At 58.8% G+C, this 24,269-nt stretch carries 20 protein-coding genes, 1 rRNA gene and 1 pseudogene; 13 read left to right on the forward strand and 9 right to left on the reverse strand.

Features of this window, described 5'->3' with window-relative positions:
* Positions 1–40 precede the first annotated feature (40 nt).
* On the reverse strand, positions 41–1,087 hold the full coding sequence (gene gmd / locus BLR20_RS11105; protein WP_010430387.1) for a GDP-mannose 4,6-dehydratase: 1,047 nt from the start codon (positions 1,085–1,087) through the stop codon (positions 41–43).
* Positions 1,088–1,476: 389 nt separating this feature from the next.
* On the opposite strand from gmd, the gene BLR20_RS11110 reads away from it, so the two are divergent.
* On the forward strand, positions 1,477–2,670 hold the full coding sequence (locus tag BLR20_RS11110; RefSeq protein ID WP_010430389.1) for a GGDEF domain-containing protein: 1,194 nt from the start codon (positions 1,477–1,479) through the stop codon (positions 2,668–2,670).
* Between the two features lie 81 nt (positions 2,671–2,751).
* Complete coding sequence (locus BLR20_RS11115; RefSeq protein ID WP_054992798.1) at positions 2,752–3,189, forward strand: GNAT family N-acetyltransferase; 438 nt, start codon at positions 2,752–2,754, stop codon at positions 3,187–3,189.
* Positions 3,190–3,197: 8 nt separating this feature from the next.
* On the opposite strand, the gene BLR20_RS11120 is transcribed toward BLR20_RS11115, so the two are convergent.
* Complete coding sequence (locus tag BLR20_RS11120) at positions 3,198–4,868, reverse strand: methyl-accepting chemotaxis protein (RefSeq protein WP_420875064.1); 1,671 nt, start codon at positions 4,866–4,868, stop codon at positions 3,198–3,200.
* 228 nt (positions 4,869–5,096) lie between these two features.
* Here BLR20_RS11120 and BLR20_RS11125 point away from each other — a divergent pair, with 228 nt between their 5' ends.
* Complete coding sequence (locus BLR20_RS11125; protein ID WP_054992797.1) at positions 5,097–7,109, forward strand: alkaline phosphatase D family protein; 2,013 nt, start codon at positions 5,097–5,099, stop codon at positions 7,107–7,109.
* 87 nt (positions 7,110–7,196) lie between these two features.
* On the forward strand, positions 7,197–7,916 hold the full coding sequence (gene pcsA, locus BLR20_RS11130) for a phosphatidylcholine synthase (RefSeq protein WP_003421621.1): 720 nt from the start codon (positions 7,197–7,199) through the stop codon (positions 7,914–7,916).
* 66 nt (positions 7,917–7,982) lie between these two features.
* Here the strand turns inward: pcsA and BLR20_RS11135 are convergent, their stop codons facing one another.
* The 3 genes from BLR20_RS11135 to BLR20_RS11145 form a co-directional block, all read right to left on the reverse strand.
* Entirely contained in the window at positions 7,983–9,191 is a 1,209-nt protein-coding gene (locus tag BLR20_RS11135) for a sugar transporter (protein ID WP_054992796.1), read from the reverse strand.
* 270 nt (positions 9,192–9,461) lie between these two features.
* A complete protein-coding gene (locus BLR20_RS11140) occupies positions 9,462–9,893 on the reverse strand; it encodes a thiol-disulfide oxidoreductase DCC family protein (RefSeq protein ID WP_054992795.1) in 432 nt (143 codons plus the stop codon).
* Between the two features lie 108 nt (positions 9,894–10,001).
* On the reverse strand, positions 10,002–10,346 hold the full coding sequence (locus tag BLR20_RS11145) for a zinc ribbon domain-containing protein YjdM (protein ID WP_032613429.1): 345 nt from the start codon (positions 10,344–10,346) through the stop codon (positions 10,002–10,004).
* A 258-nt stretch (positions 10,347–10,604) separates the two neighbouring features.
* On the opposite strand from BLR20_RS11145, the gene BLR20_RS11150 reads away from it, so the two are divergent.
* From BLR20_RS11150 to BLR20_RS28455, 4 genes and pseudogenes are all read left to right on the forward strand, one after another.
* Positions 10,605–12,626, forward strand: a complete 2,022-nt coding sequence (locus tag BLR20_RS11150) for an acyltransferase family protein (RefSeq protein WP_054992794.1) — start codon at positions 10,605–10,607, stop codon at positions 12,624–12,626.
* Between the two features lie 64 nt (positions 12,627–12,690).
* Complete coding sequence (locus BLR20_RS11155) at positions 12,691–13,350, forward strand: HD domain-containing protein (protein WP_054992793.1); 660 nt, start codon at positions 12,691–12,693, stop codon at positions 13,348–13,350.
* A gap of 119 nt (positions 13,351–13,469) precedes the next feature.
* Positions 13,470–14,048 (forward strand): annotated as a pseudogene (locus BLR20_RS28450) (MCP four helix bundle domain-containing protein); the annotation flags it as partial.
* Positions 14,049–14,429: 381 nt separating this feature from the next.
* Positions 14,430–15,134, forward strand: a complete 705-nt coding sequence (locus BLR20_RS28455; protein WP_420875065.1) for a methyl-accepting chemotaxis protein — start codon at positions 14,430–14,432, stop codon at positions 15,132–15,134.
* A 57-nt stretch (positions 15,135–15,191) separates the two neighbouring features.
* Here BLR20_RS28455 and can read toward each other — a convergent pair whose 3' ends face one another.
* Positions 15,192–15,830, reverse strand: a complete 639-nt coding sequence (gene can, locus BLR20_RS11165; protein WP_003345939.1) for a carbonate dehydratase — start codon at positions 15,828–15,830, stop codon at positions 15,192–15,194.
* A gap of 171 nt (positions 15,831–16,001) precedes the next feature.
* Here can and BLR20_RS11170 point away from each other — a divergent pair, with 171 nt between their 5' ends.
* Complete coding sequence (locus tag BLR20_RS11170; protein WP_054992791.1) at positions 16,002–16,409, forward strand: hypothetical protein; 408 nt, start codon at positions 16,002–16,004, stop codon at positions 16,407–16,409.
* A 9-nt stretch (positions 16,410–16,418) separates the two neighbouring features.
* Here the strand turns inward: BLR20_RS11170 and rimI are convergent, their stop codons facing one another.
* Positions 16,419–16,871: a ribosomal protein S18-alanine N-acetyltransferase gene (gene rimI, locus BLR20_RS11175; protein WP_054992790.1), complete on the reverse strand. Its 453-nt coding sequence runs from the start codon at positions 16,869–16,871 to the stop codon at positions 16,419–16,421.
* Positions 16,864–17,670 (reverse strand): hypothetical protein, encoded by an 807-nt coding sequence (locus BLR20_RS11180; protein WP_032613361.1) that lies wholly within the window; start codon positions 17,668–17,670, stop codon positions 16,864–16,866. The genes rimI and BLR20_RS11180 overlap by 8 nt, the downstream gene beginning before the upstream one ends.
* 144 nt (positions 17,671–17,814) lie before the next feature.
* Here BLR20_RS11180 and mksB point away from each other — a divergent pair, with 144 nt between their 5' ends.
* From mksB to BLR20_RS11200, 4 genes are all read left to right on the forward strand, one after another.
* The gene (mksB, locus tag BLR20_RS11185; RefSeq protein ID WP_010430423.1) at positions 17,815–19,092 is read left to right on the forward strand and encodes an Mks condensin complex protein MksB; all 1,278 of its coding nucleotides are present in this window, start codon (positions 17,815–17,817) and stop codon (positions 19,090–19,092) included.
* The gene (gene mksE, locus BLR20_RS11190; protein WP_054992789.1) at positions 19,082–19,789 is read left to right on the forward strand and encodes an Mks condensin complex protein MksE; all 708 of its coding nucleotides are present in this window, start codon (positions 19,082–19,084) and stop codon (positions 19,787–19,789) included. The genes mksB and mksE overlap by 11 nt, the downstream gene beginning before the upstream one ends.
* Positions 19,786–22,605 carry an Mks condensin complex protein MksF gene (gene mksF / locus BLR20_RS11195; protein ID WP_003391215.1) on the forward strand — a complete coding sequence of 940 codons (2,820 nt, stop codon included), beginning with the start codon at positions 19,786–19,788 and terminating at the stop codon, positions 22,603–22,605. The genes mksE and mksF overlap by 4 nt, the downstream gene beginning before the upstream one ends.
* A 173-nt stretch (positions 22,606–22,778) precedes the next feature.
* Positions 22,779–24,026 carry a right-handed parallel beta-helix repeat-containing protein gene (locus BLR20_RS11200; RefSeq protein WP_054992788.1) on the forward strand — a complete coding sequence of 416 codons (1,248 nt, stop codon included), beginning with the start codon at positions 22,779–22,781 and terminating at the stop codon, positions 24,024–24,026.
* Between the two features lie 143 nt (positions 24,027–24,169).
* Here the strand turns inward: BLR20_RS11200 and rrf are convergent.
* A 5S ribosomal RNA gene (gene rrf, locus BLR20_RS11205) occupies positions 24,170–24,269 on the reverse strand; the annotation flags it as partial.

The following is a 24,269-nucleotide window of genomic DNA, read 5'->3' on the forward strand; positions in this document are numbered from 1 at the left end:
GCACCTGAGTGCTCGAGCCGGAACGTATGGAAAGGGTTGCTCAAAACGATGTCCCTTGCCGATTACGCTTCAGATCGGCGTCCACCATCAACCGACAGAGCTGCTCAAGGTTAGTGCTTGCCTCCCAACCAAGCACCCGCTTGGCTTTTTCAGGATTGCCTATCAGCAATTCAACTTCAGAGGGGCGGTAGAACCTGGGGTTGACCTGAACAAGTGTCTCGCCCGTCGTCACATTGATGCCCCGCTCGTTCTCCGCATTGCCTTGCCACTCCAGATCTATGTCGACAGCCTTGAACGCCATGGCCACAAAGTCACGAACCGTTTCGGACCTGTGGGTCGCCAGTACAAATGAGTCGGGCTCGTCGGCTTGCAATATGCGCCACATGCCCTCCACGTATTCTTTGGCAAACCCCCAGTCCCGCTTGGCGTCCAGATTGCCTAACTCCAGAAGTTGCGACATGCCCAGTGAAATGCGTGCGGCAGAATCGGTTATTTTGCGAGTGACGAACTCTTTGCCGCGCAGCGGGGATTCATGGTTGAACAAAATGCCGCTGGCACCAAATATCCCGTAGGACTCCCGATAGTTGACCGTCATCCAGTGCGCATAAAGCTTGGCGACGCCATAGGGGCTGCGCGGATAGAACGACGTGCTTTCGATCTGCGGGACTTCTTGCACCTTGCCGAACATTTCGGAAGTCGAGGCCTGATAAAAGCGTATCTTCGGATTTACGATGCGTATCGCTTCGAGCAGGTTGACGGCACCCAGGCCGGTAATTTCGGCAGTCGTTATCGGTTGATCGAAGGAAACCCCGACAAAACTCTGCGCCGCCAGGTTGTAAATCTGGGTAGGTTCGGCTTTTTGCAACAAGCGGATGCTGGCACTCAAATCAGTCAGGTCATGTTCAACCAGGTGCAGATTCGGATGGCTGGCTACGCCAAGCTCTTCAAGACGCCAGAAATTGACCGAACTGGTACGCCGGTAGGTGCCGTAAACCTTATGACCTTTCTCCAGCAGAAGTTGAGTCAGGTACGCGCCATCCTGGCCAGTGATACCTGTGATGATTACAGAGTCTTCAGATGTATTCATAAATAGGAGCTCGGTCCGGGTTCGCTTGGCTTCATTTATTATGCCGAGATAAATTCATGAATCCCGGCGCTCCCGCTTCGAAAGTAACCCACGTTGTTTGAGTCGAGGCATAAGACCACTATAGATGGGGATCTGAAGTGCAAGCAGTCATTTTTTGGATACCTCTGACTCGCCCTGCTGCCGACGGATGTTGCTACGGGAACCTCACCGCCCTGCTGGACAATGGCCAAAACGTCGATGACCCAAGGGGCAGGACGAAGGTTGAAGCCTTACTCATACAGGCAGCCGGCACCACCGGTCGACTTTGGGTTGGTCACACGATACATTGATAGCACTAAGACATCACCCATGATGTCCTATGTCTCTCGATGTTAATGTACCGGTGTCACATGCTTGTTTCTGCCCTTGAACGTCCCAACCTTGAAGATGCGCAACTCCTTGCCGAGGTCGAGCAGACGATCACTTCAGGTGTTGGCTCGTTACGCTTCAGCCGTGTTCTCGAGCAACGCTACCAGGAAGAAACCCGGCTGCCACGACGCGAATTCCTGACGGCGGTAGGGATTGGCGGCAGTCTGATCTACAACCTGTTCCTGATCAGCGACTGGTTGATACTGCGTGATGTATTTTTCTATGTAGCAGTGGGCCGGCTGTGCCTGATAACGCCGATGTTTATAGCGCTGTTGATGCTGGCTCAACGCGTTTCCACGCGCTGGGCGATTGAAACGATCGCTGCATTCGCCACGGTAATGTGCTCGCTCATGCCACTGCTGGTCATGATTCACAGCAACAGCCCTTATCAAATCTTTTATCAACTCGGCATGCTGTTGATCATGGTCTACTGCACCATGATCCAGCAATTACCGTTGCGCCATGCCGCTGTCGCCATGTCCTGCATGCTGATCATCCAGCTGGCGACCACCTACATTGCCAACTTCGCCGACTTTGTGATCTGGCAGGCCAACGCCGTGCTGTTCGTCTCGACAGTGGCACTGCTGCTGATGGCCTCCTACTTTCTGGAGCGGGCTGGCCGCATGAGCTACCTGTTTGCGCTTCGCGGACGCCTGCTCCAAGTGCAATTGGTGGAGTTCGCGCGTACCGATGGGTTGACCCGGCTGTTCAACCGACGCTACCAGGACGAAGTGATGACCTCCGTCTGGGAACACGCTCGCAATGAGCCGGCGAACGTGGCCATCATCCTGCTGGATATCGACCACTTCAAATCCTACAACGACAACTACGGGCATCCGCAAGGGGATACCTGCCTCAGACTGCTCTGTCAGAAAGTCCAGCAAAGCGCGCATGCGCATGGCGCTGTGGCGTTCCGGTTCGGTGGCGAAGAGGTGCTGGTGCTGATGATCGGCAATGCCGTGCAGGCCAGAGAAGTGGCCGGGGCCCTGCAGAACGCCGTTGCCGAACTCAAGTTGCCGCACCCGGTGCTGGGTGAAAACGCGCTGGTCACCATCAGCCTCGGCGTGGCGTGTGCGACGGCGCCTCTGACCAGTGCCGAGAACCTGATTGGCGCGGCGGACAATGCCCTCTACGCAGCCAAGCGCGCCGGACGTAATTGCGTGTGCTTCGCGTGAAATAACACACCGCTGGATCCTGCTTTACGCCGCGCCGCTGCCACTTTAATCTCGGCGCATACCAAGGCTGGGAGCCATCGCATGAGCATTCACATTGACGTCAATACCAACCCTACGGAAGAAGATCGTCTGGCGATTCTGGAACCACTGAAACGTTTCAATGCCGAGCAGGCGGGCGACGGCAAGTCCGAGAAAGTGGCGATGTTCATTCGCGATGACCAGACCCGGGAAGTCCTCGGTGGCCTGCACGCTCGCATTCTTTATGAGTGGCTGTTCATTGAGCTTTTGGTCGTGCCCGAACAAGCCCGTGGGCAAGGCATGGGCTCGCGTTTGATGCAGATGGCCGAAGATCTGGCGGTTGAAAAAGGCTGCACCGGAATCTGGCTGGATACCTTCGACTTCCAGGCTCCTGATTTCTATCGTCGCCACGGTTACACCGAGTTCGGCCAGATTGACGACTATCCGCCTGGCAACAAGCGCTTCTTTTTCCAGAAGCGCCTGCCAAACACAACAGCCTGACGCTTGCGTCAGACCTTGAACTTGCCTACCAGGTCGTTGAAGGAAATGGCCAGACGCGACAGCTCCTGGCTTGACGCACTGGTCTGGTGCGCACCGGCAGCGGTCTGGGTGGAGAGGTCCTGGATGTTGACCAGGTTGCGATCCACCTCGCGCGCAACATGGGACTGCTCTTCCGAGGCCGTCGCAATCAACATATTGCGGTCGTTGATCTCGGCAATGCTTTGCGCAATGCGCTCCAGCGACTGACCTGTGGCCTGAGCAAGGGTTTGCGTGTTGCTGGCCAGAGTGCGGCTGTTACCCATGGCCCGCACAGCCTGATCGGCACTGGCCTGGACACTGCCGATCATGGTTTCGATTTCGCCGGTGGAGGCCTGGGTTCGAGCGGCCAGCGCACGCACTTCATCCGCCACCACAGCAAAGCCGCGACCCTGCTCACCTGCACGCGCGGCCTCGATGGCGGCATTGAGGGCCAGCAGGTTGGTCTGCTCGGCGATACCACGGATCACGTCCAGCACCTGCCCGATCTCACGGACGCGCCCGGCGAGTTCTTCGACCATGGTGGTCGAACTGCTGATCTCGGCACTGACAGTATTGATCGCATTCACGGCATCGCGGGCCTGATCACGACCGGCAGCCGCGTCGGTGCTGGTCTGTCGGGACGCTTCCGACGTTGACATCGCGTTACGCGCGACCTCTTCGACCGCAGCGGTCATCTCGTTCACAGCCGTAGCGGCCTGCTGAATCTCATCGTTCTGGCGTATCAGACCTCGACTGCTTTCCTCAGTCACGGCATTCAGCTCTTCAGCCGCCGAAGCCAACTGGTCCGCAGCGCTGGATATTTGCCCGATTGTGCTTTTCAGGTTGTCCTGCATATCGCTCAGAGCAACCAGCATCATGCCCGCTTCGTCGTGATATTGACTGGCAATCGGCAGGGTCAGGTCACCGCTGGCGATTCGCCGGGCATTGATCACCGCGGTGTTGATTGGCGTGCTGATGGCGCGACTGATGAACAGGCCCATCACAAACGCGGCAAAGAATGACAAACCTATACCGATGTAAAGATTTCGTTGCGCGGAGTCCTGTGTCTGGTCAGAAGCTACAGCCGCCTCGCCCGCCTGACGATTATTGGAGTTGACGATGGTGGTCAGTTGATCCATGAGCTTTAGGTAGCCGCTGCGTACATCGCCGTCGATGATCGCTCTGGCCCCTGCAACATCCCCGGACAAGGCAACGCTCCTGGCCTGATCGATGAGTGCCTGATAGCCCGGCCAGTCTCTGTCCATCTGGTCACCTGCAGCGCGCTCGTCATCGTCAAGCGGCGTAGCCCTATAGGCAGCGTAGCTTTTTTCAGCTTGAGTCCTGTTAACGGTCATGCTGGCAACAATATCGTCCTTGACGCTTTGCGGCGCATTGCCCGCAGTGGCGGCCAATAAACGATAGAGATCACGGTTCTGAGCAATGACCGAGGCCTTCACCTCGCCGGTTTTTGTAACTGACAGCAGGCTGTTGGTAAACACGTTATCGAGGCTGCTGGACAGCGCACTGATGCCACGACTACCTGTTACGCCCACCCCGAGGGTGAAAAGCGCGCACAGCGCAAAAGACATGAAAAGCTTGGCGGACAGCCTTGCGTTGTAAAACCATTTCATAGCTGAAACCCTAATGAGCAAATATGGCATAACGCCATAAAACTTTATGGAATTCAGAGGCCCTCTGCATAGGTGTATATCGGCATTTTCAAAGCACTCTGCAGACGGTTAACAAAGTCTTCATATGAGCACGGTTGAGCGGACCGTTTCGCAGTGTCTGCAATGTCTGGAAACAAGCGCTGGCGCGGTGTAACAAGAACTTTCAAGACCTGTTGCGTTAACATCCCCGCCTGTGTCCCGCCAGAGCCATGAGTCAGGATGTCCCCTTCTTCCGTCGAACACCTCACTTCGCTGCCGTCCATCCTTGCCGGCCCGCTGTTGCGCCGTCAGGAGGCCGACCGCCTGGTGTTATGGCTGGTGGGGTCCCGTCCGCTGAGTCTGACACTGCGCCTGCGCCATGCCGCCACTGATGCCCCCTCCGCGGACTTCAATGATTACGTACTCGACGACCGGCAGTGTCAGGTCATCGCAGTCGGGCGCCATGCGTTCATTCACCTGATCGACCTGCAACTGAAAACCGAACTGCCCCGTGACACCTGGATCGATTACGACCTGCGGGTGGAAGGCGAAGGCGGCATTGGCGAGTGGGCGCCGCACCTGCTGTATGAGGGCAACCGCTACCCGAACTTCGTGGTGCGCAGCAGCATTGATCACCTGCTGCATGGCTCGTGCCGCAAGCCGCACCACAGCGCGGCCGAAGGTCTGCTCTGCGTGGACCGCCTGCTGGCCGATATCAAGGAGCCGCTGCAACGCCCTGCGCTGTTGATGATGAGCGGCGATCAGATTTACGCCGACGATGTCGCCGGGCCGATGCTGCGCGCCATCCATGTGTTGATCGAACGGCTGGGGTTGTTCGACGAGCGACTCGACGGTGCCATCGTCGATGACAGCCCGCGTCTTTATGCGCATCCGGCCAGCTATTACCAGCGTGCCGACCTGCTACCGGCCCTGAAAAGCAACGACACGCTGCGCGAACGCTTCTTCGGAGGCACTAGCAAGCCGGTATTCACCAGCAGCACAGCGGATAACCACCTGGTTACCCTGGCGGAAGTCATGGCGATGTACCTGCTGGTCTGGTCACCCACGTCCTGGACCCTGATCGAGCCTGGCAGGCCGCAACTGGAAGACGGGGAAGTCGAGCGCTACGCCAGGGAGCAGCATCTGGTCGAGGCGTTTACCGAGGGCCTTAGCGGCGTAGCACGGGCGATGGCGCATCTGCCTTGCATGATGATTTTTGACGACCACGACATCACCGATGACTGGAACCTGTCCGCGAACTGGGAGCAAACGGCTTACGGCCATCCATTCTCCAAACGCATCATTGGTAACGCCCTGCTCGCCTATCTGCTTTGCCAGGGCTGGGGCAATAACCCGGATGCGCTCAACGGGCTGGTCAAACAGGCTCATGCACTGAGCACCGAGGCCGTGTCGAACGACAACTGGCTGGACAGCCAGGCTCAGGATCAGCTGATTGATCAGTTGTTGAAGTTTCAGCAATGGCATTACGTGCTACCGACCAGCCCGGCACTGGTGGTACTGGATACCCGCACCCGGCGCTGGCGCAGCGAGTCGAATTTCAATCACCCGTCCGGGCTGCTGGACTGGGAAGCGCTCAGTGAGTTGCAACAGGAGCTGATCGACCATAAATCGGCGATTATCGTCTCACCTGCCCCCGTGTTCGGCGTCAAGTTGATCGAGGCGATACAACGTATATTCAGCTGGTGTGGCTACCCGTTGCTGGTCGATGCGGAGAACTGGATGGCGCACCGTGGTGCCGCCAACGTGATTCTGAACATCTTTCGTCATTCCAGAACCCCGGGCAATTACGTCATCCTGTCGGGCGATGTGCATTACTCGTTCGTCTACGAAATCCTGATTCGCCAGCGCAGCGGCGGGCCTCATATCTGGCAAATCACCAGCAGTGGCATCAAAAATGAATTCCCCCGTCGTCTACTCGACACTTTTGATCGGCTGAATCGCTGGTTATACTCTCCCCGCTCACCTCTTAACTGGTTCACCAAGCGCCGCCTGATGAAGGTTGTTCCGCGCACGCCCGAGCACAGCAAGGCCGGTGAACGCTTATGGAACTCGGCAGGTGTCGGGCAGGTACTGTTCAATGAACAGGGCCAGCCGACCCTGATCAACCAACTCAATGCCAACGGTGACTCGCCTACCTGTTTCGTCAAACCGGAAGAATACAGAGACCAGCGATCAGACGAAGAGCGTGGCTTTCTGGAAAACAACCGGGAAACAAGGGATAGTCACCGCTAAACTTATCGGCAATTGCCGGGTCGATAGTTGCTACCGGTCAGGTTTGCGGCACACCCTGGCAAGCATTATTTCCTGGAGAGCGCCCCCGTGATAACCAATCAACGCATAGCCAGACTCAACGCATGGGGGGCGCATGGCTTCACTGCCACCGGCGTAGTCCTTGCGTTCCTGGCGACCATTGCCTTGTTCAACAACGAACCCAAAGCCTGCCTGTTGTGGCTGGGCGCGGCCCTGATCGTGGATGGAGTCGACGGCTCGCTGGCCCGCAAGGTCAACACCACGTCGGTACTGCCGCACTTCGACGGCTCGGTACTGGATCTGGTCATCGACTACCTGACCTACGTGTTCATCCCGGCACTGTTCATCTACCGCTATATACCGGTGCCGGATTACACGCTGCTGCTGAGCATCTCGGTCATTCTGGTTTCGTCGCTGTTCTGCTTCTGCAACGTCGACATGAAAAGCAAGGACAACTACTTTCAGGGCTTCCCCGCCGCCTGGAACGTCGTTGCACTGTGCCTCTACATTCTGTCACCGGCGCCGTGGCTGACGTTCATCACCATCATCGCCCTGGCGCTGCTGACCATGACCCGCATGAAGTTCCTGCACCCGTTTCGCGTGCGCCGCTTCATGCCGCTCAATATCGCGGTGACCACCGTATGGTTGCTGTCCAGCGCACTGCTGATCATCAACCACCCGCACAATGGCCCGGTGGTCATGGGGCTGTGGCTGGCGATGTCGGCGTATTTTCTGGGAATTTGTATCTGGAGAACGTCGCTGGAGTGGCTGGGCCGGCTTAAAGCCTGACCCTCAAGTCTGAGCAAAAAGCTCGCTGAACGCATTGCGCGGTCAGCGAGCTTTTTTATGCGCGTCCTATTTGCGCTCGGCCTGCATCTCGGCAGCAGGCCGGACCTTGCCGAAATAATGCGTGGTATAGCAGCACAACCCCAACCCGCCGAGCGCCAGCAGGCCGCCGACGATGCCGACATTGGCAACCCCAAGATGGCTGCTGACCACACTGCCGAGCAGCGCGCCGCCGCCAATACCGATATTGAAGATGCCCGAGAACAGCGCCATCGCCACATCGGTCGCATCGGGTGCCAGCGACAGCACGCGCGCCTGCAAGGTCAGGCCGAAGCACATGATCGCCATGCCCCAGATAATGGTCAGCGTGCCGAGCGTCACGGCATCACCGGAGAGCGGCAAGAGCATCAGCAGGCAAAGGGTCAGCGTACCAATGGCGGTGATCAACAGCCCGTTCGGGAAACGGTCGCTGAACAGGCTGAAGATGATCGAGCCCATGATCCCGGCGCCGCCAAAGACCAGCAGCAGAATTGTGGTCATTTCGCCGCTGAGCTGTGACACGGTCTGTGTGAACGGTTCGATGTAGCTGTAGGCGGTGAAATGAGCGGTCACCACGATGGCGGTCAGCAGATAGATCGCCATCAGCCGCGGGCGCTTGAACAGGATCGGCAGGCTGCGCAACGAGCCGGAGTTCTGACTGGGCAGCAAAGGCAGCGCGCGAACCAGCAGGAAGACTACCAGTGCAGCAATGCCGGCGATGCCCAGAAAGGTGGTCCGCCAGCCCAGGGCTTCACCCAGCACGCGGCCCAGCGGAATACCCAGCACCATGGCCAGCGAAGTACCGGTGGCCAGCAGGCCCAGTGCCTGAACCTGCTTGCCGGGCGGCGCGATGCGCACGGCCAGCGACGCGGTGACCGACCAGAACACCGCATGTGCAAACGCGATACCGACCCGACTCACTAGAAGAATCGCGAAGCTGGGGGCGATCGCGGAGAGGACGTGGCTGACCACAAACAGGCCGAACACGAACATCAGCAACTTGCGGCGCTCGATGTTGCGCGTCGCCAGCATCATCGGCAACGACATCAGCGACACGACCCAGGCATAGATCGTGAGCATCAGCCCGACCTGGGCCGGGGTCATCTCGAAGCTCTGACCGATGTTACTCAGCAGACCGATCGGCACGAACTCGGTGGTATTGAAAATGAAGGCCGCCAAGGCCAGCGCGAATACGCCAAGCCAGCTACCTGCCTGCTCGTTTGGAGGTGAAGTTATCAAGAATCACAACGCCCTGAAAAAATGTTCCGACCCGAAGGCCGACCGCCACGCGTGCACACGCACGCCTGACACCTGTATGAAAACCGCGGCCCGCCCCACTGAAAAAACCAACGCAAAAACGCTCCGCTCGACCTTCCGGATCGGGCGCAGTGTGCACAGTGGATTATTGTGGATATGGGGAGTGAAGCCAGATGACACGAATTCTACGGACCGCCAGAGTGGATCACAACCCGTGCGCACGTAACCGACTTTGCAATTGACCGCCGGTCGTTAGCCGTCAAGGAAGCGCTGCCGGTGCTCGGGCGACGGCAACTGGCAGTGATCATAGCGCCCGAACAGGCGATATCGATTGAGAGCGATACGGTTGTAGGCCCAGTCCCGTAGAAAGCGTGGAAAAATTCCCAGCACTTTGAGCAGCGGCCACGGCGCAGGCAACAGCCCCATGATGTGCAGAAAGGCATCCGAGCGCACGAACACCCGATTGTTGACGATGACCGCAATGGTATGAAAATCGTCCAGCGGCAGCCCGGCCCACTTCAGTAATGCCTGCCCTTGCTCCGACTGCACTGCGGCCAAGCGCAGACGCCGGTGCGGATCATGGCGAATCAGAAAATTCACCACGCCGTTGCACAGCTTGCAGACGCCATCGAACAGCACGACACATTCATCGGGTTTCAGATACGGGGCGGGGGTAATCGGCACGGTATTCACCTGTTCAGGAAAAACAGCCCTGGCGCGCCCGGAAACATAAACGCCTCGCCAGTCGAAGGACCGGCGAGGCGTTCAGGCTAAAGCCATTACCCGGCAGAATCAAACCTTGCGGACGAACTCCGACTTCAGCTTCATCGCGCCGATGCCGTCGATCTTGCAATCGATGTCATGGTCGCCATCCACCAGGCGGATGTTCTTGACCTTGGTGCCGACCTTGACCACCAGCGAAGAGCCTTTGACTTTCAAGTCCTTGATCACGGTGATGGTGTCGCCGTCCTGCAGCACGTTGCCCGTTGAGTCCTTGATGACTTTCACGTCGTCGGCCGCATCGGCGCCAGCGGCGTCGGCAGACCATTCATGGGCGCATTCCGGGCAGATCAGCAGGCTGCCGTCTTCGTAGGTGTATTCGGAATTGCATTTCGGGCAGGACGGTAAGCTCACAATGGTTCTCGCATCGAGGAGGGGTAAAACCATGCATTATAAAGGGCTTTTCCTGTTTCAGGTGGGAAGAGACTGATCTGTTGTCATAAACCTGCTTCAGTCATTGGACAGAAGCGAAGACCTGAACTAAAAAATACAGCACTCTCTGTCCGGCAACTCCTCTTCGTCCTTTCCCATCACGCCCCCTGCGCCTCGCGTTGGCGGTAGCTATTGCAGCGTGCATTTACCGCCTCTTGCCACTTACTGCATCGAGCACATCACATGGGCATTCCTCATAACGCGGCACTTGGCTATCGCGCCGAGATCGATGGCCTGCGCGCGCTCGCGGTCATCCCGGTCATTCTGTTCCACGCAGGCTTGCCGCTGTTCAGCGGCGGATTCGTGGGCGTCGACATCTTTTTCGTGATCTCCGGCTATCTGATCACTTCGATCATCATCGCGGAGAAGATCAGAGGCCGGTTCTCGCTGATCAATTTTTACGAGCGACGCGCGCGGCGCATCCTGCCTGCGCTGTTCGTGGTGATGCTGATCTGCCTGCCGGTCGCCTGGTTGACGCTCGATCCGTCTGACCTGAAGTACTTCGCCAAGAGTCTGGTGGCGGTGCCGACCTTTTCATCCAACGTGCTGTTCTGGCTGGAAAGCGGCTATTTCGACGCCACGGCAGAACTCAAACCGTTGTTGCACACCTGGACGCTCGCGGTGGAGGAACAGTATTACCTGTTCTTCCCGCTGCTCTTGATGCTGGCCTGGGGACTGGGCCGTAAGCGGCTGATCGTGCTGTTGACGGTCGTCGCCCTGGCCAGCCTGGCGCTGGCGCAACTGGGCGCCCATCAAAACACCAGCAACGCGTTTTATCTGTTGCCGGCACGAGCCTGGGAATTGCTGGCGGGCTCGTTCATCGCTTTCTACTTTGCGTGGCGACCGCGCAGTACCGAGCGCGCGAGCGTTGTCGATCAGGCGGCGACTTTACTGGGCATTTTTCTGATCGGTTACGCCGTGGTCGGTTTCGACAGCAGCACGCCCTTCCCCGGCCTCAATGCGCTGGTGCCGGTACTGGGCGCCGTGTTGATCATCGTCTTCGCCCATGGCAAGACCTGGGTTGGAAAAGCATTGAGTTCACGTGTGCCCGTCGCGATCGGCATGCTCAGCTACAGCGCCTACCTGTGGCATCAGCCGGTCTTTGCCTTTGCCCGCCAGTACAACCTGAATGAGCCGGGCCTGCCGCTCATGCTGGCGCTTACCCTTGTGTCGCTGATGCTGGCGTGGCTGAGCTGGCGCTTCGTCGAGCAGCCCTTTCGCAAGGCGGGCACCTTCAATCGCCGTCAGATCTTCACCACGGCTGGCGCTGCCTCTACGCTGTTTGTCGCACTGGGGCTGGTCGGCTATGTGAATGACGGCTTTCCCCAGCGTTTCGCTGTCGGCCCGGACCTGCACCAGGCATTCGCCGACCCGCTGGTACGCGACAAATGCGACCAGCCCCTGGACAGCAAGAGCGGCAACGTCGATTTTTGCCTGTTCGGGCTCTCTGACAAGCAGGCAGTGCCGGACATGGCGCTGTTCGGCGACAGCCATTCCGAAGCGCTGCTGTCGACGTTTGACGCCGCCGCCCGGGATCAGGGCAGAACCCTCGTGCATATCGGTCTGGGCGGCTGCCCGCCCCTGCTCGGCGTGGACGTGGCCAACGGCAACTACGCTGCCGGGATCTGCGAAGCGCTGGCTGATCGGGAATTCGAATACGTGAAGCAGCAACAGATCAAAAAGGTCGTGCTGGTGGCGCGCTGGACGCTGTATACCGGCGACGATTACAGCAATAAGACGATGAGCAGGTATTTCCTGACCTCGCGCACCGATCCGGAGGAAAGCCGGGAAACCTCACGCAAGGTATTCAGCCAGGCCCTTGAGCACACGATCGAGTCCTACCGCAGTATTGGCGCCGAGGTGTTCATCGTCGCGCAGGTGCCGCAGCAAATGATCAATCCTGAAAGCCTCTATTACCGCCTGGCGCGGGACGCTTCGGACAGCGATGCGCAAGCCTTGCAGCGGGTCAGCGAACTGTCGGTGCCCGTCGAAAAACACGACTTGTTGCAGCGTTTCACCCGCCAGCTGTTCCTGCATGCCAGCCAATCGAAACACATCAGCCTGGTCACGCTGGATGACGTTTTCTGCAAGGAAAGGCAATGCCTGATCGGCGACCTGCATTCGTACTACAAGGACTTCAACCACCTCAACGCCAGGGGCGCGGGGCTGCTTGTCGGCCAGATCAGCCATATTCTTGAGCAGTGACAGGGTTTTATCGGGCGCCATTGTCTGTAATGCTGATGCCTGCGCAGAAGCCGAGGACCACCGCATGATCGCTGCCAGCTTCGCCCCCTATGAGGATCTGGCCAACCTGCTGATACCCCACACCCACGCAGAGCAAATCGACGGCTCGCACGATGTCTCGCACTTGCTGCGAGTCTGGAAGAACGTTTGCGCCATTCGTGACCGCGAAGGCGGCGATGCCCGCGTCCTGATTGCTGCCACGCTGCTGCATGACTGCGTTGCGGTCGAGAAAGACTCGCCGTTTCGCGCCAGCGCATCGCGACTGGCGGCGGCGCGGGCCAGCGAACTGCTCACCGAGATGGGTTGGGATGACCAGAGCATCGCCTCGGTCGCCCACGCCATCGAAGCGCACAGCTTCTCGGCGGCAATCACGCCCTTGACCCTTGAGGCCAGAATACTGCAGGACGCCGATCGTCTCGACTCGCTGGGCATGGTCGGTGTAGCACGTACCTTCTACGTATCAGGGCGGCTCGGCAAGGCGCTCTACGACCCGAATGATCCGTATGCCAGCCAGCGCCCCTACGACGACATGAACTTTGCCGTCGATCACTTTCACACCAAGCTGCTGCACCTGGCTGAAGGTTTTCAGACCGACACCGGCGCACTGCTGGCGAAAATCCGGCACCACCGGCTCAAGCGCTTTCTGGATGAACTGATGGAAGAAGTTGCGCCCCCGCAGCCATGAATCCCCGGCTGCATACCAATCATTCATAAGATGTCATAAAGACATCACACAATTGCCCTATAAACGGCTCTCCGAGAAGGTCCGTGTGTTTATAGGGGTTGTGTGCCGTGAAAAGATTTATGCCTCGTTTCCTACGTCGGCAAGCCACAACGACAACATTCCTGCGCCGCTTCAAAATCACCCTGCGCCTGGTGATCTGCTTCGCCGCAACCTCCCTGCTGATGATCGCGCTTGGCGCGTTCTGCCTGTTGCAGATGCAGGCTATCCGCACCCAGGGCGAGGCGGTCGAAAGCGGCGCCCTGCCCAGTATCGCCACCGCCGATGCCATCGCCATCGGCCTGGTCAAACTGCGCAGCGAGACCACCCGTCTGATCGCCAACGCCGACGATCCGGGTGCTGTCATCAACAGCAAGATCAATGTCGAACAACTCAGGAACGAGGTCGAGAAAGGCTTCTCGGAGTACCTCGCGCGCGTTCAGTCGGGCACTGAGCACGACTCGATTGTGGCGTTGCAGGACGCCTACAAGGCCTTCATGCCCGGCTTGCAGGATCAGATCGCGCTGATCGAGCAGAACAAGCTGGACGAGGCCAGGATGCTGGCCAACACCATGCTCTCGCTGCAAGGCGATCTGATGGACATGCAGGTGCAGCTGTTGCGGGAGCTGAACAAACAGAGTGCGGCCGCCGCCGTAGAGGCAGCAGGTGCCAGCTATGAACAGACACGGATCATTGCGCTGAGCGCGATCGGCCTGGTTCTGGCACTGACCCTGTTGCTGGCTTGGCGCCTGAGCGTCAGCATTATCCATCCGGTGCAGCAGGCTTTGCACATCGCCAGCACCATTGCCGATGGTGACCTGAGCGAACACCAGATACCGGACGGCAAGGACGAGACTGCTCAGTTGCTGATGACCCTCGGACGCATGCGCACCAACCTGCACAGTACGATTGACCAGATCTACGCAGCGGCGACGCAGTTGTCGCAGTCGGTTCAGGAAATGGGCAGCATCGCCGAAGCCAGTGCGCTCAATCTGCAACTGCAGAACAATGAAATCGAACAAGCCGCTGTCGCGGTCAATCAGATGAGCCAGGCGGCCATCGAAGTGGCAGGCAACGCCAGCAATACCGTGACCGAATCGGAGGCGTCGACCCAGGCGGCAGCACAAGGGCAGGACAAGCTGTCGGCAACCATTCTGTCGATCAAGGAACTGACCGAGAATGTGCTGGATTCATCGCATCAGGCTGAAGGGCTCGCTGAACGTACCCAGAGCATCAGCAGCATCCTCGATGTGATTCGCGCAATTGCCAATCAGACCAATTTACTGGCGCTGAACGCGGCTATCGAAGCGGCTCGTGCAGGCGAAGCCGGGCGCGGCTTTGCCGTGGTGGCCGATGAAGTTCGTTCACTGGCGCAACGCACCAGTGCTTCCACCGCGGAAATCGAAGGGCTGATCAGCGGTGTGCAGCAAAGCACCCAGCAAACCGCCAGTTCGCTGCGCCACACGGCAACGCAGGCCAACCTGACCATGCAACAGGCAGCCTCGACCGGCGAAGCCTTGCAAGTGATCATTCATTCAACCGCCACCATCAACGACCGCAACCTGCTGATTGCCAGTGCCGCAGAGCAGCAGGCCCAGGTGGCGACTGAAGTGGATCGCAACCTGAGCAGTATTCGCGACCTGTCCAGCCAGACCGCATCAGGCGCGCAGCAGACCACCGTCGCGAGCAACGCACTGTCGATGCTGGCGAATGATCTGAACCTGATGGTGCAGCGTTTCGTGCTGTGATGGGTCGAAACTCGCCAGCCAGCCTTCAACAACAGGCTGGCCGGCGATGAGCGGCTGTCAGTCCTGCGGGCGCAGACGGTACTGCGGCGGCAGTTGCTCGAAACCGCTGATAGTCACGTCGAGGCTTTTCCAGCGGCCATCCTTGATGCCGTAGATGCAGCCATGCACAGACAGGCTCTGCCCACGGTGCCAGGCGTTCTGCACAATGCTGGTGTGACCGACGTTGGCCACTTGTTGAATCACGTTCAATTCACACAGGCGGTCGACGCGCTCTTCCTCGGTCGGCAGCTTGGCCAGCAACTCGCGGTTTTCGTAATACAGGTCACGAATCGTGCGCAACCAGCCGTCGATCAGGCCGAACTGGCGGTCCTGCATGGACGCCCGTACGCCGCCGCAACCGTAGTGGCCTGTGACCAGAATGTGTTTGACCTTCAACACGTCCACGGCGTACTGAATCACTGACAGGCAGTTAAGATCGGTGTGCAGCACGACATTGGCCACGTTACGGTGAACGAACAGATCACCCGGCAGCATACCGACGATTTCGTTGGCCGGAACGCGTGCATCGGAGCAACCGATCCACAGGAACTCAGGCGTTTGCTGGCGGGCCAGTTTGGCGAAGAACTCTGGGTCTTCCTGCTTTATCGCATCGGCCCAGCGTGCATTGTTATCAATCAGGTCTTGTAGCTCGTTCATGCTTTGACGCCTCGATAATGATGCCCAGCCTTGGACTGGTGTCCGATCCTTCAAGTCACGCCTGTTTGCCACTACTGGCAAAATTCACCAAGGCTCGTCGGTCAACAAAAAGGAATCTTCAAAGTCATGGCCGGTCCACTTTTTACGACCACCTGAAATGAGGATTTCCCCATGAATGATTCACGCCGCCCGTTCGGTGCCACCGAGCCGGAACCCATCGACGATAACGAAGACCGCATGGGCTCCATGGAGACGCTCGATTTCGACGAGGAAGAACCGGGCCGTATTGGTGATCTTATCCCTGAAGACGAACTGCAACATGAAATTCCGGAGCAAAGAGTGCGCGAAGCAGGCCTGACGGGGGCTTCCACGGATGATCACCATTCGACTGACGATGATTTGTCTCCGGAAACCCTGATCCATGAAGACGGTGCCCGTTCACCGCACGAACCAGGCGCAGACACCGCGGCCGACCTGGATGTGACGGTCGTCGATGAAGATGACATTGGCGGTGGCAACGGCCTGGACGAAGAAGAACTGGCAATCATCGACCCGCTGGACGGCAACACCCAGCGTTGACAGCCTGTACTACTCGAAAAGCGTGCAGGCCATGACGACTGCGTCTTCACGGCCGCCGACCGCCGGGTAGTAATCGCGACGCCGGCCTATCTCGTTGAAACCGTAGTTTTCATACAGACGATAGGCTGGGCGGTTGCTGTCACGCAGCTCCAGAAAGCATTCCCGTGCATTGAGCTGGTAAGCGCGTTTCATCAGGTGGTCGAGCAGCAACAAGCCAAGACCCCGCCACTGATTTTCTGGCTTGACGGTGATGTTGAGCAGGTGTGCCTCATCGATGATGACCTGAATGACGCCATGCCCGACCTGCTGCGCGCCCTCGAACATCAGCCAGATCTCGTAGGACTTGAGCCCGTCGAGAAAGATGCCGCGTGTCCAGGGATGACTGAACGCCGCGTATTCGATTTTCAGCACCGCGTCCATGTCGGCTTCGGTCATCCGGCGGAAGGTTACGGCATCACTCATCGATCGATTTCCAGCGCGTCATCAGCCGACGCATGGCTTTCCAGACGTCTGCCTTGCGCTCAGGCTCGTCCATCAGTAATTCAAGACCGGGCAGCGCCCAGGCAGTGCCCAGACCCTCGATCTGCAGTTCACGGTGGTAAGACTCGGCATCCGCTTCACCGGCGTACTTCATCGACGGCAGACCGATCAGCCACAGGCAGGCGCAGGGCTCGTCCTCAAGCCGAGCACCGACGAAGCCCTGCACGAAGTCGCGCGCGGCCTCCGGGCCCTGGTCCATCTGGCCGCGGACCAGCAACGGCCAGCGCACGGGCTCGCCGATGATCTGCGGGCTGTCGGGCAGACCGGCGGCGCGCAGCATGTCCTTGAGCAGCAGATAAGAAGGGTCGCGGCTCTGAAACGGCTGACCGGTGGTGAGTTCGACCAGTAACAGGCAGCGTCCGGCGCGCAACAATTGCAGGGCAAAGCGCGGTGGCGGTACCACCGGCGCCTTGGGTGGCGCCGGCTCGGCTTCTTCGGCGGCAGGGGTGGCTGTGCGCGTGCTGGCCAATGAAGGGCGCGGCACCTCGACCTTCGGGCGCTCGGGCTGCCGTGCCACCGGCTCGACGTTCGACGTTTCGGCAGGCGCAGCGTGCTCCGCTGGCGAAGCAGCAGGCGCGACACGCTGCACCTCGACCGGCGGCGGCAACGGTACAAGCAGTTGCGGACGCGACGGCGCGGCGAATGGCAGTTCTGTGCGCGGCAGCCAGTTGACCACCTGCATGGCAGTCAAATAAGCGCGGCGACGGGACTCGTTGAGCAAGGGTCGGCCACCTGTGGATAAGTTAAGCGCGCAATTCTAGCGTTGTTCGCCTTTTTGCGCTGCAGCATATCGCCCGCAGGTGAAATATCAGTCGGCTGATGCAGTACAATTGCCGCTTTTCACTTGCCAACAGTCGGCCTAACGATGATCGAACCCAAGCGCGTTCTGCGCGCCCTTGCCGAGCACTGGGCGCTCCTTGAGCCCTTATGCGAACATTTCGACCAGGGTACGTTGAGCCTGAGCGAGCTGCGCCTGCAATTGGGCGCTCAGCAGCAGGACAGCACTCCGCAAGACATCACCAATCTGCTGGACGTGTGGATCCGTCTGGACATTCTGGTGCCCGTCGCGAAAAGCCCGAACCGTTTCGAGCTCAATGCACAGATCCATGACTTCCTGTCGTACCTGCGCCGCGAGCACCGCCTGGGTCTGTGCCTGGAAATCGAGGCCTACCTGCGCCACCTTGAGCGACTGGCCGGCTACATTCAGGACGCGTTCGATGTTCGCGACGCCAACGACCTGGCCAGACAGCTGCGGCTGCTGGACATGCGTGTGCGCGACGTACTCAAGAAACTTGCCAACGATGAACAGGCGCTGGTCGCCGTAGCCGACCGGGCCAAGACCAGTGACCGGCAGATCCCGTTGCGCCAGCGCTATGCCGAAGTCCTGGCGACGTGGGACGAATACGTCGAGCCGATGATTCAGCTGGTCAACGCCGACGGTGCGTTCGAGCAGGGTGTCCGCAAGGTCGAGAACGTCCTGCTGCGTCTGTTGACCGAGCAACAACGTCTCGGTCATCTGGTCGACGACGACATGCTGCTGCGCACCCACGCGCGCATCCTCGAAATGCAGACCAGTGCCCAGCTGACCTTGCGCCATGCGCGCGAACTGCTGCTGCCACTGCGTGAAGAAGCGCGTCGCCACAACGCGGTGACACGCGGTGCAGCGCTGGCCTTGTCTGCCATTCGCCGCAAGGGGCTGGATGCAGTGCCTCAGGCGGCCATGCCGTTGTTTACCCGTCCGCAAAGTACGTTCCTGGGCAGTGCAAGTCAGGTCGAGGCCTACGTGTATGCCTTGGCGCGCTTTGAACCCAAGCCCGCGAGATTCCCCAAGGCCAGCGGCACCCGCAAGGGCCAGGCGCCACGCGCACCGCGCACCGTCAAGGAGATGCTCGAGCGCTGCGAAGACGCCTTGCCGATGCCTGACCTGATGGTCTGGTTGCTGGAGCAGGAGCCGACCGGCGAGACCGACGAGCTGCTCTACTGGTTCTCACGCCTGTCGCGCGACAAGCGCTTCGCCCGTGAACGCCTCGAGCGTCGCGAATATTTCACCCGGGAGCACCGCGTCAGCCTGCGCTCCTTTGCCCTGCTCGCTGCAAAAGACGAGCAGGCCGAGCCTTCCGAGAGCACCGTTCATGCATCTTGATCTATCCGAAATGTCCCAGCTCGCGCCGATCTTTCGCGAGCTGTTCAAGGGCTATCACATCAGCCGCCGCGACCCGGAGCTGTACACCCAGCTCTCCAACTGCCAGGACCAGTACCGCACACTGTTCAAGGCGCTGGGCTTCGAACTGGTCTGCGACACGCGTGGCTTTTATTACTTCGTACCGGAACTGGCTGCCGCGCAGGTGAACAAGACCGCCCAGCGCCTGGCACTGTTTACCTTCATCCTCGTGGAACATCTGGCAGATCAGGGCCGTGATCCCATGTCCGTGCTCGACGGTGGCAGCCTGGGCCGCGACGAGCTGCCTTCGATGCTGGAAAAGTACCGCGACCTGTTTCTCCAGGCTGAAGTACAGACCCCGGAAGAGCTTGAAGAAAAGATCATGCGCCGCATGACGCAGTTGGGCTTCGCCAGTGAGGAAGTGGGTATTTACCGCTTCCTGCCACCGATGCATCGTTTTCTCGATGTGTGCCTGTCGGTGCAACAGGACCGCGATCTGGCAGCCAGCCTGCATAGCGCCCTGCCCCTGCCGACGCCAGTGCTCATCGATGACGACAGCGACGAGAAGCTGCTGGAAACCGATGACCCGCTGGACCTGGCTGAATTCGGCGAAGAGACCGAAGAAGAGGCACTGGCCCGGGCAATCGCCGATGAGCAACAACAGGAGATGGACACATGAGCCAGGAACGTTATGGCATCCGCCGCTTTGCCCTGTTGAACACTGCCGGCTACAGCCTCGGCCTGTTCCCGCTGGAAAACCCGTTGTCGGTATATGGCGCGAACAACCTCGGCAAAAGCGCCTCGATCAACGCCCTGCAGTTCCCGATTCTGGCGCGCATGTCGGACATGAGCTTCGGCAAATACAGCCTGGAACAATCGCGGCGCTTCTACTTCGCCTCCGACACCAGCTACATTCTGGTGGAAGTTTCCCTGCCTCACGGCCCGCATGTCATCGGCGTCGTGGGTCGCGGTCCGGGCGGCGGCTTCGGCCATCAGTTCTTCGCCTATGCCGGCGAGCTGGATCTGGGTCATTACCAGAAGAACGACACCTGCCTGCGTCAGAAAGAGCTGTTCAGCAACCTGGAAAGCCAGGGCCTGAAAGCCTACGAACTGAAACCTGACGAACTGCGCCGTCTGCTGGTCGGCGGCCACACGTCGATCCCGCTGGACCTGACCTTGATCCCGCTGCGCTCCACCAGCGAGCAGAGCCTCAAGACCTTCCGCGCACTGTTCATCAACCTGCTGCACATGCGTGAAATCACGGCCGCCAAACTCAAGCAGCTGTTTCTGGATGCCTTCGAGCACAGCCTGCGTTCGGGCAGCGTCGACTACATTGCCGCCTGCGAAGAAGCCTTCCGCGATGTGCGGCGTATGGAACAGGACTACAACTCGCTGGTGCTGGCGGGTCCACTGGTCGAGGCGCTGGCCGCTGGCGTCAAGCAGCGCGATGTGTTGCGCGGCAAGCTGCATCGTCTGTCACCGATCCTCGACTCACTGCTCGGCACCTGGTCGGATTACTCCGGTGCACGCAAGGAAGAACTGGTCATTCAGGCCGAGCATTATCGTGCTCAGCAGGATGAGATGCAGAACGATCAGCGCAGCAGCACTCAGGAACTGATGCGACTGGAGCGCGAAATCAGCAGCATCCAGCGCTGGGTGGGCGAGCTGTCGGTGCTGAAGAATCGTTTTGCGCTGGTCGATGACGTCAAGGTGCTGGAGCAACAACTGCTCGCCGCCAAGGACGCTCACGATGAGCTGGCCGGTGCGCTGGCCCAGTCCCGGCAGTTCAGCGCCGAAGACCTGGACGAGCGTTTGCGCGATCTGGAAAAACGCCTCAAGTCGGTCAAGCAACAGCTCGATCATGCGGACAACAACAGTTATGCCCGTCTGCGTGAAGAGTTTTCCCAGCCGGACGTAGAACGTCTGATGCGCCTGTTCAACAGCGCGCTGTTCAGCTTGCCGTTGGGTGAGCAAGGTATTGCGCTGGATGACGGCGATGCGTGGGTCAAGTCGCTGGAGACCATTCTGGATGGCTTCAAGGGCGATCAGTTTGCAGTACCGGGGCTGACGATCAACCTGTCGAGCATCGAGCCTCCTGCCCTGCAGGCGCTGGCCGATCGTGCCGCGTTGCGCGATCAGAAAGAGCGACTGGAGAAAGAACTCAAACAACTGAAAACCCAGCAGGCTGTCGCCGCCGACCGTTCGGCGAGCAAGACCCAGACCGAAGCGCTGTATCAGCAGGTGCTGGATGCTCAAAAGGCGCTTGAAGACTTCCGTCGTTGCCAGACCTTGAGCGCGGAGGAATCCACCAAGCTGGAAGAGCTGGCGCAGATGGAAGCCGCTCAGGATGAACTGAAACGCTCCAGCGACGCGTTCACCGAGCGCGTTCAGCAACTGTCAGCCAAGCTGCAATTGATCGCACGTCAGATCGGCGATATGGAATCCAAGCAACGTACGCTGGACGATGCGCTACGTCGCCGTCAGTTGCTGCCTGCGGATCTTCCGTTCGGCACACCGTTCATGGACCCGATCGATGATTCCATGGATAACCTGTTGCCGCTGCTCAACGACTACCAGGACAGCTGGCAGGGTCTGTTGCGCAGCGATGGGCAGATCGAAGCGCTGTACGCACAGGTTCGTCTCAAGGGTGTGGCCAAGTTCGACAGCGAGGACGACATGGAGCGTCGCCTGCAGTTATTGATCAATGCCTACGCACACCGTACCGACGAAGCGCTTACGCTGGGCAAGGCGCGTCGCGCTGCGGTTACGGATATCGCAAGGACCCTGCGCAATATTCGTAGCGACTATGACAGCCTTGAGCATCAACTGGCGCTGTTCAACCGCGAGATCAACAAGCGTCAGGTCTCGAACCTGGCGAGCTTCCGTATCGTGCTCGCCCCTAACAAGGAAGCGCTCAAGCACATCGACCAGATCATCCACAGCGCCGGGCAGTACGAAGAAGGCGAGACGCTGTCGGTCTTTGACCTGAGCCAGAGCGCAGAGCAGGACAACAAAAACGAAGAAGCCAAGGAATATCTGGCGCGGCTTGTGGCTGCCAACCACAACCAATTAGGCTTGAAAGACCTGTTCGAATTGGCATTCGAGATCACCAAGGTCAATGGTCAGCCGGTTATCCACACCGATATCGATGGCGCGGCCTCCAACGGCACCACGATGACCATCAAGGCGCTGACCAACATGTACCTGCTGTTGCACTTGATGGATCGCGATCAGGCAGGGCGTGTGCGCTTGCCTTACTACCTGGACGAAGCAGCAGACATCGACGAAAAGAATCAGGCAGCACTGCTGGAAACCAGTCTGCAACTGGGCTTCGTTCCAATTCTGGCCAGTGTGAAGCCACAGGTTTCGGCCCACGTCGCCATCGACCTGGAAGGCGGCAGCGGACCCAATGGCATCTACATTGATGAAGCGGACTGGAAATACATTCAGCGCCGTGACGATGTGAAACCAGAGGTTCCGGAACTGGCCTCGTAAGGGCTGTAAGTTGTAGCCAGAAGGCCGCATGAGAATGCGGCCTTTTTTATTGTCTTCCCATTGAGTGAGGTCCGGTTGCAGGCCTCAGGCGAACAGACTCTTTATTCATCGAATTCATAATGAGTTGCAGCAAACACGCATACGATTACACGAGGCAGGCTTGGAGTGACCCCATGAAAACGATACTGCTGACGGTCTTGCTGGTCGTCGCTGCAACAGCGCAGGCAACTGACTACTACGTGGCCCCCAATGGCGATGATCACGCGGCAGGTACCAAAGCCGCACCGTTGCGCTCCATCATGCGCGCACAGCAAGCCGCAAAAGCCGGCGATACGGTGTACTTGCGCGGCGGCCTCTATGCCTACACAGGCGGCATCAACCGCTGCGCTAGCCGTACAGATACGGTCAATGCCATCACCCTGAACAACAGCGGCAGCGAAAACAGACCCATACGTTACTGGGCCTATCCGGGCGAAACACCGGTTTTCGATTTCTCGGCCATGAAAGACGATTGTCGCGTCAAAGGCTTCAACGTTACCGGTAGCTGGATACACCTGAAAGGGCTGGAGGTGACAGGCGTGCCGCAGCAGCCGCAAAACCATCTCAACCATGAATCCTGGGGCATCTGGAACAGCGGCAGCCACAATACCTTCGAGCAACTCGATCTGCATCACAACATGGGACCAGGCCTGTTCATTCAGAACGGCGGTTATAACCTGGTGCTGAACAGCGACTCCCACTACAACTACGATCCCTATACCTCAAACGGCGCGGGCCAGAGTGCAGACGGCTTCGGTGCACATATCAAGGCGGGGCATCCCGGCAATGTATTTCGCGGTTGCAGAGCGTGGGCCAATTCCGATGACGGCTTTGACCTGATCAATGCCTTCTCGCCTGTGACCATCGAAAGCTCATGGGCATGGCAGCAAGGCTACCTGCCTGGCACGCGTACGAAACTTGAAGCAGGCAATGGTAATGGCATCAAAGCAGGTGGATACGGTGGCAAGTATGTGCCTGATGGCGTGAAACATGTCGTCCGTAATTCAGTTGCCTTTGACAATAAGTCCGCTGGTTTCTATGCCAATCACCATACCCTGGCACTGGACTTCATCAACAACACGGCTTTTTCCAATGGCGTGAACTACAACATGGCAGGTATCGCCCCGGATGGTTCGCTGATCCCTCTCGGCAACCTGCTCAACAACATTGCCTACAAGGGGCGGTTGACCGTTAACACCGAAGGGCTGGACATGGCACACAACTCCTGGATGTTGCCAACGCCGGTAACCGACGCAGACTTTGAGGATGTCTCGGATACGGGGTGGGATGCGCCACGTCAGTCAGACGGAAGCCTGCCGGCGCTGCACAGCTTCCACCTGCGACCCGGCAGCAGATTGGCAGGGATGGGGGCGTTCCATTAAACCTGGGAGAGGCTCCGGCTCCCGTGGCTTCTTTGTACTGCCGGAGAGATGGAGTTATGAGTTCAGGAGAGTGCAGAGGTTTCTGAAACCCCAGACAAACAAAAACCCTCGACGCGTAAGCGAAGAGGGTTTCTGGAATTCAATCTTGACGATGACCTACTCTCACATGGGGAAACCCCACACTACCATCGGCGATACATCGTTTCACTACTGAGTTCGGGATGGGATCAGGTGGTTCCAATG

The sequence above is a fragment of the Pseudomonas congelans genome (assembly GCF_900103225.1).
GTDB classification, from domain to species: Bacteria; Pseudomonadota; Gammaproteobacteria; order Pseudomonadales; family Pseudomonadaceae; genus Aquipseudomonas; species Aquipseudomonas congelans.

Bases quoted from the DNA above. Each gene is read 5' to 3' on its own strand.
- gmd (WP_010430387.1), bottom strand. From the start codon at position 1,087: ATGAATACATCTGAAGACTCTGTAATCATCACAGGTATCACTGGCCAG.
- BLR20_RS11110 (WP_010430389.1), top strand. From the start codon at position 1,477: ATGCTTGTTTCTGCCCTTGAACGTCCCAACCTTGAAGATGCGCAACTC.
- BLR20_RS11115 (WP_054992798.1), top strand. From the start codon at position 2,752: ATGAGCATTCACATTGACGTCAATACCAACCCTACGGAAGAAGATCGT.
- BLR20_RS11120 (WP_420875064.1), bottom strand. From the start codon at position 4,868: ATGCCATATTTGCTCATTAGGGTTTCAGCTATGAAATGGTTTTACAAC.
- BLR20_RS11125 (WP_054992797.1), top strand. From the start codon at position 5,097: ATGTCCCCTTCTTCCGTCGAACACCTCACTTCGCTGCCGTCCATCCTT.
- BLR20_RS11150 (WP_054992794.1), top strand. From the start codon at position 10,605: ATGGGCATTCCTCATAACGCGGCACTTGGCTATCGCGCCGAGATCGAT.
- BLR20_RS11155 (WP_054992793.1), top strand. From the start codon at position 12,691: ATGATCGCTGCCAGCTTCGCCCCCTATGAGGATCTGGCCAACCTGCTG.
- BLR20_RS28455 (WP_420875065.1), top strand. From the start codon at position 14,430: ATGAGCCAGGCGGCCATCGAAGTGGCAGGCAACGCCAGCAATACCGTG.
- can (WP_003345939.1), bottom strand. From the start codon at position 15,830: ATGAACGAGCTACAAGACCTGATTGATAACAATGCACGCTGGGCCGAT.
- BLR20_RS11170 (WP_054992791.1), top strand. From the start codon at position 16,002: ATGAATGATTCACGCCGCCCGTTCGGTGCCACCGAGCCGGAACCCATC.
- rimI (WP_054992790.1), bottom strand. From the start codon at position 16,871: ATGAGTGATGCCGTAACCTTCCGCCGGATGACCGAAGCCGACATGGAC.
- mksB (WP_010430423.1), top strand. From the start codon at position 17,815: ATGATCGAACCCAAGCGCGTTCTGCGCGCCCTTGCCGAGCACTGGGCG.
- mksE (WP_054992789.1), top strand. From the start codon at position 19,082: ATGCATCTTGATCTATCCGAAATGTCCCAGCTCGCGCCGATCTTTCGC.
- mksF (WP_003391215.1), top strand. From the start codon at position 19,786: ATGAGCCAGGAACGTTATGGCATCCGCCGCTTTGCCCTGTTGAACACT.
- BLR20_RS11200 (WP_054992788.1), top strand. From the start codon at position 22,779: ATGAAAACGATACTGCTGACGGTCTTGCTGGTCGTCGCTGCAACAGCG.